This is a genomic window from Streptomyces sp. NPDC006435 (assembly GCF_040612315.1).
Lineage (GTDB): Bacteria > Actinomycetota > Actinomycetes > Streptomycetales > Streptomycetaceae > Streptomyces.
In genome coordinates this window covers 1-11,778 of record NZ_JBEXPY010000093.1, presented here as the reverse complement: position 1 = coordinate 11,778, position 11,778 = coordinate 1, and the positions used below count along the sequence as shown (strand labels likewise).

10 protein-coding genes and 1 pseudogene are annotated in these 11,778 nt (G+C 72.6%); 4 read left to right on the top strand and 7 right to left on the bottom strand.

Annotated features, from left to right (window positions below):
• The 3 genes and pseudogenes from ABZZ04_RS38865 to ABZZ04_RS38855 all read right to left on the bottom strand — a co-directional run.
• A pseudogene (locus ABZZ04_RS38865) lies at positions 1 to 157 on the bottom strand (pyridoxal phosphate-dependent aminotransferase); the annotation flags it as partial.
• Between the two features lie 228 nt (positions 158 to 385).
• Positions 386 to 1,237, bottom strand: coding sequence for an SMP-30/gluconolactonase/LRE family protein (locus ABZZ04_RS38860; RefSeq protein ID WP_356936962.1), 852 nt, complete (start codon positions 1,235 to 1,237; stop codon positions 386 to 388).
• Between the two features lie 115 nt (positions 1,238 to 1,352).
• Positions 1,353 to 1,937 carry a TIGR03086 family metal-binding protein gene (locus ABZZ04_RS38855; protein ID WP_356936961.1) on the bottom strand — a complete coding sequence of 195 codons (585 nt, stop codon included), beginning with the start codon at positions 1,935 to 1,937 and terminating at the stop codon, positions 1,353 to 1,355.
• Positions 1,938 to 2,155: 218 nt separating this feature from the next.
• Between ABZZ04_RS38855 and ABZZ04_RS38850 the strand changes: the two genes are divergently transcribed.
• Together ABZZ04_RS38850 and ABZZ04_RS38845 are read left to right on the top strand one after the other, a co-directional pair.
• The gene (locus tag ABZZ04_RS38850; protein WP_356936960.1) at positions 2,156 to 2,965 is read left to right on the top strand and encodes a methyltransferase domain-containing protein; all 810 of its coding nucleotides are present in this window, start codon (positions 2,156 to 2,158) and stop codon (positions 2,963 to 2,965) included.
• Between the two features lie 99 nt (positions 2,966 to 3,064).
• On the top strand, positions 3,065 to 3,430 hold the full coding sequence (locus ABZZ04_RS38845) for a VOC family protein (protein WP_356936959.1): 366 nt from the start codon (positions 3,065 to 3,067) through the stop codon (positions 3,428 to 3,430).
• Between the two features lie 22 nt (positions 3,431 to 3,452).
• On the opposite strand, the gene ABZZ04_RS38840 is transcribed toward ABZZ04_RS38845, so the two are convergent.
• A complete protein-coding gene (locus tag ABZZ04_RS38840; protein ID WP_356936958.1) occupies positions 3,453 to 5,420 on the bottom strand; it encodes a DUF5107 domain-containing protein in 1,968 nt (655 codons plus the stop codon).
• Between the two features lie 256 nt (positions 5,421 to 5,676).
• On the opposite strand from ABZZ04_RS38840, the gene ABZZ04_RS38835 reads away from it, so the two are divergent.
• Positions 5,677 to 6,030, top strand: coding sequence for a DUF6204 family protein (locus ABZZ04_RS38835; RefSeq protein ID WP_356936957.1), 354 nt, complete (start codon positions 5,677 to 5,679; stop codon positions 6,028 to 6,030).
• A gap of 48 nt (positions 6,031 to 6,078) precedes the next feature.
• Here ABZZ04_RS38835 and ABZZ04_RS38830 read toward each other — a convergent pair whose 3' ends face one another.
• Both ABZZ04_RS38830 and ABZZ04_RS38825 read right to left on the bottom strand, forming a co-directional pair.
• The gene (locus tag ABZZ04_RS38830; RefSeq protein WP_356936956.1) at positions 6,079 to 6,450 is read right to left on the bottom strand and encodes a hypothetical protein; all 372 of its coding nucleotides are present in this window, start codon (positions 6,448 to 6,450) and stop codon (positions 6,079 to 6,081) included.
• A gap of 315 nt (positions 6,451 to 6,765) precedes the next feature.
• Positions 6,766 to 9,327, bottom strand: a complete 2,562-nt coding sequence (locus ABZZ04_RS38825; RefSeq protein WP_356936955.1) for an SdrD B-like domain-containing protein — start codon at positions 9,325 to 9,327, stop codon at positions 6,766 to 6,768.
• 576 nt (positions 9,328 to 9,903) lie between these two features.
• Between ABZZ04_RS38825 and ABZZ04_RS38820 the strand changes: the two genes are divergently transcribed.
• Positions 9,904 to 10,728 (top strand): L,D-transpeptidase, encoded by an 825-nt coding sequence (locus ABZZ04_RS38820; protein ID WP_356936954.1) that lies wholly within the window; start codon positions 9,904 to 9,906, stop codon positions 10,726 to 10,728.
• 41 nt (positions 10,729 to 10,769) lie between these two features.
• Here ABZZ04_RS38820 and ABZZ04_RS38815 read toward each other — a convergent pair whose 3' ends face one another.
• Positions 10,770 to 11,588 (bottom strand): hypothetical protein, encoded by an 819-nt coding sequence (locus ABZZ04_RS38815; protein ID WP_356936953.1) that lies wholly within the window; start codon positions 11,586 to 11,588, stop codon positions 10,770 to 10,772.
• Positions 11,589 to 11,778 lie beyond the last annotated feature (190 nt).

The following is an 11,778-nucleotide window of genomic DNA, read 5'->3' as shown; positions in this document are numbered from 1 at the left end:
GTCCGGCGCGGCCCGCCGCGGCGGCCAGCACCTCGGCCAGCTCGGGCAGGACCGGGAGCCCGGGGTCGTGGGCGGGCGGTCCGTAGCGGACGGGCCCCCGGTCCTCCCGTACGCCCCGGTGCCCGCGCCCCGCCCGTCCGGTCTGCTGCCGCGCCATCCGGGACTCCTTCGCCGCCGCCCGTCACCCTGTCGCGCCGTCCCGCACCGGGGCTCAGGTCCCCGCCCCGGGTCCTTCGGGCCCGCCCCCAGGGCCTTTATACGAGGGTTCGGCCGACGGCGCCCGTCGGCGGGGCGGCGTTGCGACGGGAATCGGCCGCGGGACGGCCGGGCGCGGAACGGCCGGGCGCGGGAAGCGGGAACGCAGGCATGTGGGGCGGAACGGGGGTCAGCCCGCGAAGGCCGTGCCGGGCAGCCCCCGGCCCGCGTCCGGCAGCACCAGCAGCGAACCGGACAGCGGGTGCGGGGCGACGAGGCCCGTGCGGGCCGTGGAGATGTAGAGGTCGCGCAGCTCCGCGCCGCCGAAGGCGCAGGCCGTGGGACGTCGCACCGGCAGTTCGACGATCCGGTCCAGGGCGCCGTCGGGCGTGTGGCGACGCAGCGCGGCGCCGTCCCACAGGGCGACCCAGACGGCCCCCTCGGCGTCGACCGTCAGTCCGTCGGGGAACCCGGCGCCTTCCTCGACCGTGGCGAACGGGCGCCGGTTCACGGCGTGTCCGCCGTCGAGGTCGAAGACGTCGATGCGGCGGGTGGGCGTGTCGACGAAGTACATCAGCCGTCCGTCGGGGCTCCAGCCGACGCCGTTTCCGCAGGAGACGGGGGTCGGCACCGGTGTCACCGCGCCGTCGGCCGCGACACGGGCGAGACCGCCCCCGCCCTCGGCCCCGTCGTACCGCATGGTGCCCGCCCACAGCGATCCGTCCGGGGCGACCGCCGCGTCGTTGCCGCGCCGGCCGGGCACCGGGTCGTGGACCAGCCAGCGGAAGGCCCCGTCGGGGTCGTACAGGCCGATGCCGTCGCGCAGGTTGACGACGAGTCCGCCGCCGGCCCGCGGCTTGGCCGCCCCGACGTGCTGTTCGGTCGCCATGACCGTACGACGGCCGGTCGCCGGGTCGTAGGTGTGCACGCGCGCGGCGACGATGTCGACCCAGACGACGCGGCCGGTCGCCGGGTCCCAGGTCGGGCCCTCGCCCAGTTCGGCCCGCTCGGGTACGGCCACGTCCAGGTGTGCGGTGCTCACTTCTGCCTCTCGTGACGTCCGGGCCGGCCGGGGAGCGCGGTCCTGCCGCCTCCCGCCTCCGGCGCTCCGGTCGACGACCGGAATCACGAGCACAGGGTAACGACCCGGCGATCCGTCAGGACCGGCGGCCGAGCAGTGCGAGCAGTTCGGTCTGCGGGTCGGCGTCGGCCGGGGTCCCGACGGGCGGGGCGAACAGGCCGCTGCCCGAGAGGTCCTTCGCGTACGGTCCGACCTCGCGGCGCGCGAACCCGACCAGCTGGGCGGGCAGCCGTTCGTCGGCGCCGATCGCCCTGGACAGGTCCCAGGCGTGCACCACCGCGTCGGTCACCATCTGCGCGCAGTAGGCGTCGGCGGGGGTGTCCCCGTACGACAGGTTCACGGTCCGTTCCAGGGCGCCCGGTGCCCCGAACGCCTCGCGCGCCCCTGCCGCCGCCCGGTCCCACGCGGCCACGGGGTCGTCGCCCAGCACGTCGCCGCCGAAGACGTCGCCGACCTCGGCGACGGTGCGCCCCTCGGTGACCAGGGACGGCACCCAGAGCTGTTCGGCGGTGAGGTGGGCCACCAGGTCGCGCACGGTCCACTCGGTGCACGGCGTGGACGCGGACCACTGGTCGTCGCGCACCGCGTGCACCCGGTCGGTGAAGAGCCGGAGCGCCTCGCCGTGGCGTTCGAGGATCTCGTCGGCGGAGACAGATGTCATGGGTCCACTCTCCCCGGCCCGGAGCCGGGGCGCGAGCGCACCCCGGCCCAGCACGGGATCGTGCGGTCCGCGCTCAACTCCCGTCGCCCGCCCCACAGAGGGGGTCCCAAATACCAAGACGCGTATCTCATTATTCGACATGACGGCGTACGGTGGCCGTACCGATCAGCGCTTCGCGGTCCGGTTTCCGGCCGCGTTCCGAGAAGGGATCCACGGCCATGCCGAAAGAGACCGCCGTCTACACCCACGGGCACCACGAGTCGGTGCTGCGCTCGCACAGCTGGCGCACCGCCGCCAACTCCGCCGCGTACCTGGTCGGTGAACTCCGCCCGGGAATGGCCGTGCTGGACGTCGGCTGCGGGCCGGGCACCATCACCGCGGATCTGGCCGAACTGGTCTCCCCCGGCCGGGTGACCGGCGTCGACACCGCCGAGGGGATCCTGGCCCGGGCGGCCGGCACGGCGTCCGAACGCGGCCTGGAGAACGTCGGGTTCGCCGTGGCCGACGTGCACGACCTGGACTTCCCCGACGACTCCTTCGACGTCGTCCACGCCCACCAGGTGCTCCAGCACGTGGGCGACCCGGTGCGGGCCCTGCGCGAGATGCGGCGCGTCTGTCGCCCCGGCGGCATCGTGGCGGCCCGCGACAGCGACTACGCGGCGATGGCCTGGTATCCCGAGCTCCCTGCCCTGGACACCTGGCAGGAGCTGTACCGCCGGGTCGCCCGCGCCAACGGCGGCGAGCCGGACGCGGGCCGCCGGCTGCTGTCCTGGGCCCGCCGGGCGGGCTTCACCGACGTCACCGCGACCTCCGCCACCTGGTGCTTCGCCACCCCGGAGAGCCGGGACTGGTGGAGCGGCCTGTGGGCGGACCGCACGGTCGACTCGGTCTACGCCGAGCTCGCCGTCGAGGGCGGCCACGCGACCTCCGGCGAGCTGTCCGCGATCGCCGCGGCCTGGCGCGAGTGGGGCACGCGGGACGACGCCTGGTTCATGGTCCCGCACGGCGAGGTGCTCTGCCGGGCCTGAGCCCGCGGACCGCACCGGAAAGTCCGTCCCCGTACGCCCCGGAAGGGCTCGTTCCTGAATCGATCACGTGGCGACGGGCCGCCAACTACCCTTGTGCGCATGGACATTCTGGGAACCACGCTGCGCATCTGCGTCGACGACCTGGAGGCCGCCGTGGCCTTCTACGAGGACCTCACCGGCAGTTCGGCGCTGCGCTTCGAGCGCGGCGGGGTCTCGGTCGCCGCGATCAGTTGCTTCCTCCTGATGAGCGGTCCGGAGTCGGAGCTGGAGATCCTGCGCAAGGTGACGGCGACGATCGCGGTCAAGGACGTCGACGCCGCCCACGCCGCCCTCTCCCGCGTCGGGGCCCGCGTTCTCGCCGGGCCGGTGCCGACGCCGGTGGGCCGCAATCTGATCGCCGTGCACCCGGACGGTTCGGTCTTCGAGTACGTCGACCGCACCCTGTCGTCCGGCCCGGTCGGCTGAGACCCCCGGGCCGGACGGGGCGTCAGCGCGCCGGACGCATCCGGTAGTCGTACCTGTCCGGCAGCGGGTCGTCCGTGATCCGGGCCCACACCTCGCCGAGGATCTCCGCCCCCTCCCGCAGGTCCGCGACCTCGAAGCCCTCGTCGAAGACGGACCGGGCGCCCGCCCGGTCCCCCTCGGCGAGCAGCAACCGGGCCTCCAGCAGCCGGAAGCGGCCGCGCCGCCGGGTCTCCGGGTCCAGCGCGGCCCACACGGCCCTGGCCCCTCCGGGGCGTCCGGCCGTCAGCAGCGCCTCCATCGCCTCGCGGCCCAGCGCCGCCGCGGCGGCCGTCCGCTCCCCGTCGTCGTGGTGCCGCGCGCACAGGTCGTCGAACGCCTCGGCGCAGAGGTCCGCGGCCCGGTCCCGCTGGCCGCCCTCCCCGGCCGCGACGGCCAGGCACCGCAGCAGCTGCCAGCGGGACGGGGCGAGCGCCAGCCCGCGTTCCCAGCTGCGCACGGCCTGGGCCCGGTCGCCCGCGTGCCACTGGGCGACGCCGAGGTGGTACTCGGTGAGGGGGTCGGCGGGCGCCGTCTCCAGCATGTCGCGCCAGTGCGGGGAGACCAGGGAGGGGCCCGGCGGCTCCGCGCCGAGCGGTTCGGGGAAGGCTCCCTGGTCCAGCAGCTCCAGCCAGGGGCGCTGCGGTTCGCCGAGGGTGGCGGCGGCGAACGGGGTGCCGGGCAGTTCGTACCCGCCGCGCCGGACCTCCAGGGCGCCCCAGCCGGAACCGGTGGCGAGCGACTCGCCGGGTTCGGTGTCGGCGGACGGGCGCCAGGCGGCGTACGCGGCCTCGACGCCGTCGCGCGGCAGTGCCCGGTCCAGCCGCCGTTCCGTCTCCGCGCGGGCCGCCGCCCAGTCGTCGCCGTGCACGGCACGGGGGTCCGCGGACAGCGGCCCGTACGCCTCCAGCCAGCTGAACTCCTCCCCCGGTTCGAGGGGGACGTGTTCCAGCTGGGTGCGGGCGAGGCCGGCCTGGATCTCGGCGTAGCCGGTGGTGCCGGGCTCGGTGAGCCATTCCTGCCAGCGCCGGCCGCCCGTGTTGCCGCCCCAGAGGAACAGTTTCCGGCCGCGCAGCAGATCGGTCGACGTCTGGACGAGTCCGTGGCCGTCCCCGTCGAGGGAGGCGATCCAGCGGCGGGCCCCGTCGGGCACCTCGTAGAAGTAGTCGGCGGGGAAGTCGCCGCGCGTCGGGTACGTACGGTCGACGGAGCCGGACACCGGGACCGGGACCCGGGTCAGGGCGTGCTCGTACCCGAAGTGCCACGCCTCGTCCGCGGGGGCCAGGACGCGGGTGCGTCCGCCCTCGGGCACGGCGGTGTTGGACCACCAGTAGACGGGTGCGGTGTGCTCGTGCGGATTGCGTATCCGTACGCCGACGTGGAGGAAGTCGGAGTCGTCGGGCAGCCACAGGTCCACCTGGAACGGCAGGTCGCGCAGCCGTTCCCACTCCCAGAGGCGGAGCATCTCGCCGCCGTCGGGGGCGGGCACCCGGGCGGCGTGCAGCGGGGCGCAGGACAGGGTGCCGTGGCCCGTGGCGCCGATGTTCCACTCGATGCCGCCGGAGAACCAGGCGCCGTTGAGCGCGAAGTCGGCCGGTTGCAGCACGGGGTTGGTGTAGAGGAGTTCGCGGCCGGTCGGTTTGTGGTGGAGGGAGTGGACGCGACCGCCGAGGCCGGGAAGGACGGTGGCCCGCAGCCGGTCGTTCTCGATGACGATCGCGTCCAGGCCGGTGGGGACGCGCTCGCGCCCGTAGCCGTCCAGGACGCGTGTCGGCAGCACGGTGGCCGGTTGCGCGCAGCCGATCTGGCGGGCCATGTCGCGCGGCAGCGCGGCCCGGGTGCGTTCGTCGACGGCATGTGTCCGGTCGAGCGGCCGCAGGGCGGGCAGCGGATTCTCCGGGCCCAGTGGTGCGGCGGGCAGAGTCAGTACGGCACGTCGTACGGTCGTGGCCAAGGCAACCTCGCTCCCTCGCGCGGGCCGCCGCGGGTCCGGGCGTCCCGATGACCATGGAACACGCTGGACAACGCCCCGGCCAGGGGCTCCACCGTCAGACTTCCGCAAAGGGGACGGGCGGCACACCGCCCCGGCCCGTTCCGTACGGCGATAATCCGGGCGCGCCCGGCCCGGGCCGCCGTACCCTTGGCCCTCCACGGTCCACGGGCGGTGGCCGATGCGGCACGTACGGGAAAAGAACGCGGAGCGGAACACGATGAGCGCGCAGCACACCTACCGAGTGATCGTCCGGGGTACCTGGGACGGCCTGACGGACGGGGCGCGTGCCCGGCTGCTGGCCGAGGTGGACGAGCACGGGCTGAGCGCCATGCAGTTCACCGAGGAGGGCTCGCTCGCGTACGACCGGTTGCTCAAGCACTTCAGCTTCCGGTACGTGGTCGTGTCCGCCGCCGCGGACGGCGAGGAGATGGCGGGTGCCATCGCCGAGGACCGCGCGGAGACCTTCCTCCGGGAACGCGGTTGCGGTCACGGCGAACTGCGCTCCACGGTGACGGACATGGACACCATGAAGATCAACTACAAGGGACGGCGCGGTTCCGGGGCCGCGTGACGGCGGGTGCGCCGAAGCACGGCGGTTGTCACGAATGCGGGCTCGTCGTCACTCGGGGGCTTCGGCCGGCTCCGGGGAGGCGATGGGCCGGCGTCCGCCGCAGCAGGCCATCACTTCCGTCGCCGTGGAGTTCAGGAAGACCAGGAACCACGACGACCTGTCCGCCGTGTCGATGCATCCGGTACGAAGCGGCTCCTCCCCGGCTCGCAGCAGGATGTCGACGCTGTCGGCGAGGCCGTCGACCGTGTGGCCGCGTCTCAAGGAGTGGTGCATTCGGCGCCGGAAGACGCCCGCGTGTCTGTTGGCCGGGACCAGGCCGTCCCAGACGACGAAGTCGGCCCCGGCGGTCAGGGCCGCGCGTGCGGGTCCGCATGCCGGGGTCTGTTCGCGGAGCATGGCGATGAGGTCGTCGCGAGTCACACAGCCGCCCGGTGACAGGACGGCCGGCGATCGGCTGCGTGTGACAACTGCAGCGCCTTCCTGGTGACGGTCCGGCTGCTCCGGCCCGGTTCCTGCGCAGCCTATGCGGCGCGGTCGGTGACAGCCACCGGGCCCCGGCGCGGCGGGCCGGAGGGGCGCCCGTCACGGAAGACGCGCGGGAACCTCCCGGTCCCCGCACGGCGCAGGCCCCCGGGGCTCGTGCCCCGGGGGCCTGCGTCGGTGTCCGCGGTCCTTCGGCGGGCGGCGCCCGCCGGGAGGGCCGGGTGCGTTCCGGGCCTTCCGGACCGCGCGGGTCTACCGCTGCCCGTTCTTCTTCCCGGGCTCACCCGGCTTGTTGGTGAGGGTGATCTCGAGCGGGTTGTTCTTGCAGTTGCGCGTGGTGACCTCCACCGGGGTGACGGGCTGCTCGGGCTTCAGGTACCCCTCGGGCACGCCGGTCTCGACCAGGTAGTAGGAGCCGACCTGGATGCGTGTGAACGTGCACGTGCCCTTGGCGTCGGTCGCGCAGCCGGCGTCGGTCCGGGTGTCGCGATCGGAGCCGGTGCGCTGGAGACCGGGCTTGCCGTTGCTCTCCCGCCACAGCTGGAAGACGGCGCCGAGCACCGGCTCATTGGTGCTGCTGTCCTTCTTGGTGAGGATGATGCGCGTCGGCTCGACGAAGCCGAAGTCGATGTCGTGGTCGTTCTCGCCGGGGCCGCCCGTGGAGAAACCGTAGAAGGGGTACGCGTCCTCGCCCGGACCGGTCCTGCCCTTGGAGTTGGCAGCCGTGTCGCCCTGGTCGAACTGGGTGGGCATCCAACCGTCGAGCGGGCCTCCCGGCTCGTAGTCGGCGGGGTTGTCCATCCGTACCACGTACTCGCGGCCGGCGACCCAGTCCTCGGGGTCGACGTTCTTGACCAGTGTGGAGTCGAAGTAGTACTCGCCCCGCGCGTTGGTCTTCGTGGTCGCGATCTTCTCGCCCGCGCGGTCGTAGAGGTTGACCGTGGCGCCCACGACCGGCTTCTCGTCCGGGTCCTGCCGGCCGTCCTTCATGTTCTTGCCGTTGTCGTACCAGACGCGGTTGCCGATCTGGAACGGCGCCTCGTCGCACAGGACTTCGAGGTCGCCCAGGCCACCGGCCTTGCCGAACGAGTTGGTCAGCTGGTTGCCCATGCCCGCGGCGACGGTGCCGTCCTCGCGGTCGAAGAAGCCCGTGCCCGAGGTGTGGACGACGTCGACGGGGTCGTACACCCCGGAGGCGAGGGTCTCCTCGACCTTGGACAGCGCCACGCCGCCGAGGGCCGTCTCCTGGTGGTAGCCGCCCAGCCGGAATTCGCCGGGGTAGAACTCCTTGACGTCCGGATCCTGGTTCCCGCTGTTGGCGGGGGTGGCGTTGTTGGCGCAGCCGCCGTTGGCGTCCAGGACGAACGTGCCGCCCTGCCGGCACGCGCGGTTGAGGTCACCGCCCGCGAAGGTCTGCACGGTGCGCGGGCTGCCCGCCTCGTACGCGATGAAGCTGCCGTACTGGTCGGCGTAGCGGTCGCGGAAGCCGAGGATCAGCGCGCCGTCGGTGTCCACCACGATGTCCGACAGCAGCGGTGTCGGGTTCGGCACCTCCCGGCCGTCCACCTGGGTGGACTTGCAGTCCGCTCCGTCCTGGGTGTCCGGGACGGTGGTGCGCCACGGGTACCACTTGTCGCCGTAGCAGGGGCCGGGGCCGTTCACCTTGCCCCGGGGGTAGGTGAGCTTCTGGTCCATCACCGTGCCGGTGAAGGTGCCGGAGTCGGGCGCGAAGGTCCGGATGACCGCCCGCAGGTCGTCGCGGTTCTGCGTGGACTCGCCGGAGCAGACACCGCCGACGTAGACGGTGCCGTCCTGGATGCCGAGGCCGAAGGGGCGCCAGTCGCCCGCGGAGGAGCACCCCGGGTCGGGGATCGGGTAGGACGCCTTGGGCGCGGACGCGGTCTTCCCGGTGGCGTCGTAGCGGTAGAGCTTCTTGTCGTTGAGGTTGACGACGTACAGGTCCTCGCCGTCCTCGCTCACGTCGACGTCGCCCAGCGACTCCTTGCCCACCACGGTGCGGAAGGCGAGGTCCATATCGGTGGCGTCGTCGTGCGGGGTGCTGCCGGCGTCCGGAACGGTGGTGAACTGGCTCAGCTCTCCCGTGCTCCGGTCGCTCAGGTAGATCGCGCCGGGGCCTCCGGGCCCGTAGTTCGCGCCGCGCTTGGCGAAGGCGGACGAGAAGATCCACTTCTTCTGCTTGCTGTACCCGATGCCCCACAGGGACCCTGTCTGGGCCTTGGTGGCGAGGTCCGTGGTCTGCGCGTCGTTGCCGCGCGCGTTGTAGGGGTGGGTGACCAGGGTCCGCGCCGTGTCCGGGTCGCTCACTCCCGGTACGTCGCTCCTGATGCAGGCGGTGACCAGGTCGGCGTTCTTCTGGCAGTAGTCGGCGGGGTTCCAGAACGAGGTGGTCACCTCGGCGTTCCTGCCGCCGGCCAGGTCGACGAACTCGACGTTGGACGACAGGGTCCTCGGGTCGCCCAGGTCGTCCTTGGGCAGGGCGAACCCCGGGAAGAGGATTCCCGGCTTCGGATTCTTGACCTCGACGCGGTACTTGCCGCCCGTGAGCGCGGCGCCCGGTACCAGGCGGACCGTACCGTCCGCTTCGGTGGTGCCGGTCACGGAGGCGCCCGCGGTGTCGGTGAGCACCACCTTCACCCCGCCCAGTCCGGGCTCCAGGACGTCGTCCCACTTGCCGTTCGCGTTCACCTCGCGCACGACACGCACTGTCAGGCTGCCGTCCCCGGCGTCGGCGACCGCCGCCGAGGCGGCGGGCAGCACGGCAGTGACCGCGACGCTCGCCGACAGCGCTGCCAACCCTCCGGCTCTGGCAGCCGCTCTGCCCTTCTTCGTTGTCACACGTCAGCCCTTCTGTGTTCCACGAAACAACGGATAGATGCCGTATATAAGCGGAAAATAAATCGCCACTCAATCAAGCCCCGAAGGAAGGAAGAAGAAGAACCCGAAAGGCCGATGTGGTGAAATGGTTCCGAATTTCCACCGGTTGCCGAAGCGTCGCAGATCAATCAAGGTCCCCCGGCACGGCAAAAGCCCGTACGGCCTCTTTTCCCCGCGCCCCGAAGTACTGGCACCTCACCGCATGAGGTAAGAGCGCCCCTTCTCCGCCCCCCCGTGGACACGGGTAACCGCAGTGCGGCCGACCTCGCGCTCCGGAGACGCACTCGCCGCACATCCTCCTGGCGGAATTCTTTACCGATCGACAATCGCCCGCCGCCAACCATCAACCGCCCACCGCCCGCCGCCCCTTGACCGAAATCAACGGGCCCCCAACGGCGTACTCCACGTGGCGGATGAGGGACCGTCACGGATAGTGGAAGAGGTGAGCCGGACACGGTGCCGCCGCGATCGGCGACCGACTATCAGGGAGATGACGTGACCGTTGGATTCGCGATGGAACTCCGTTCCATGTGCGCCCTCCTCGCCCTCGCCACCGGAGGCTCCGTGGTCGGCCTGTACGCCGCCCCCGCGTCGCACGCCGCGCAGGCACCCGACCGGGGCGAGCCCCCCGCGGTCGGATGCGACGCGGAGACCGGGCCCTACCAGTGGCAGTTGGAGGAGAAGCTCGGGCTCCCGCAGGACGGCAGGATGTCCGAGGAGGACTGCCTCGCCATCAAGGAACTGCAGGAACGCATCGGCACCACACCCGTCAACGGCGCGGCCGACCTGCGCACGTACCGGATGCTGCTGGTGTTCGAGGTGCGCGAGAACCCCAACGCGGCCAAGGAGTGCCCGGTCAAGTCCTACCGCGTGACCTGCGTCGACCTGACGCGGCAGATCCTGTGGGTGCAGAAGGGGGACAAGGTGATCTTCGCGCCCGTCCCCGTCCGCAGCGGCCGGCCGGGGCTCGAAACTCGCACCGGCTGGCAGCGCATCTACCAGAAGAACGAGACCTTCTTCTCCACGATCTACGACAACGCGCCCATGCCCTACTCCCAGTTCTTCAACGGCGGCCAGGCGCTCCACGGCACCGAGGTGGACCTGTTCCAGTCGGGCTCCGCCGGCTGCGTCAACATGTACGTGAAGGACGCGAAGCGGCTCTTCGAGCTGTTGGACATCGGCGACCAGCTCTACATCTACGGCCGCAAGCAGCCCACCCGCGCGCTGGAGAGCACCGCCACGAAGAACGACGACCAGCTGGTGCGAGAAGGGTTCGGCTCCGACGGGATCCCGGCCCTCGACCCGCAGCAGGTGGACTGACCTCGTCCCGTGCGATGCCCCGCCCCGCGCCCTGTGACGGTTCAGGGCTGCGGGGCCCCGGTCCCTTCCGGCCAGGGCCGGGTGGGGACGCGCAGACCGGCCGGTGCGGGGGCGAAGTCCATGCGGGCCGGATCCGGCAGCGACGCGATGCGGGCCTCCATCCGGCCGAGCCGCCCTTCGCCATCGACCCAGTACGTCAGCGCCGAGCGGCTGTCGCGGGCGCCGCCGCTGCGTCTGGGGCCGGAGAGGACCGCGTAGGCGGTGCCGCCGAGGGTCTCCTCGCGCAGGTGCCGCGGGCCCGACTGGGTCAGCAGTTGGGGGTTCTCGGGGCGGTCGGCCGCCAGGGACATCATCAGGCGCAGCGTGCTGTCGAGCGGGTCCCCGGTGTAGGCGCGGGGCGACCAGGAGCGCGGCTTCGCAGCGGCGGCGGCCCTCACGATCGCCGCCATGCCGTCGGCGCCGTGCGCGGCGGCGGGGCCGGAGGCGGAGGCCGGGTCGGACACGACGGCGAGCCCGGTGGCGTCCCAGGCGATCATTCCGGACTCCGTGCTGCCGGCGCGGGTCGCGGCGTACCGGCCGACGGCGTGCCGCGTGCGGTAGTCGACCAGGCCGTGCACCGTCGTGGTGCCCCCGCCGCTCTTGACGGTGGCATCGACCTTCACGGTTCCCGCCTCGTACATGGTGAAGCGGGCCAGCGCCAGCCGTTGGGCCTCGTCGAGGGTGACGGGGCGCGGCCCTTCCCGTTTCGACAGAACCATGAACGCCGTGGCGCCGATGAGGCCGAGCCCGGCGAGGACGAGCAGAACGATGCGCAGCTTCTTCGACGGGACGGTCCGTCGGGGACGGGTCAGTACGGGCACCAGGGGTTCTCCGGATCGACTGAGGGAGGGGAGGTGGGGAGAGGAGGGCGGGACACGCGATGCGGCGGTGTTCCGTTCGGGTCGGGGGTGTGTCAGTCGGGGGTGTGTCAGTCGGTGGTGGGTGCCGGGAGGGGGTAGCGGGTGGGGTCGACGGGCCCGGGGAGGTGGGTGGCGGGGTGGGCGGGGGCGG

Coding starts and splice junctions, on each gene's coding strand:
- ABZZ04_RS38845 (WP_356936959.1), top strand. CDS start 3,065: ATGGACATTCTGGGAACCACGCTGCGCATCTGCGTCGACGACCTGGAG.
- ABZZ04_RS38835 (WP_356936957.1), top strand. CDS start 5,677: ATGAGCGCGCAGCACACCTACCGAGTGATCGTCCGGGGTACCTGGGAC.
- ABZZ04_RS38850 (WP_356936960.1), top strand. CDS start 2,156: ATGCCGAAAGAGACCGCCGTCTACACCCACGGGCACCACGAGTCGGTG.
- ABZZ04_RS38855 (WP_356936961.1), bottom strand. CDS start 1,937: ATGACATCTGTCTCCGCCGACGAGATCCTCGAACGCCACGGCGAGGCG.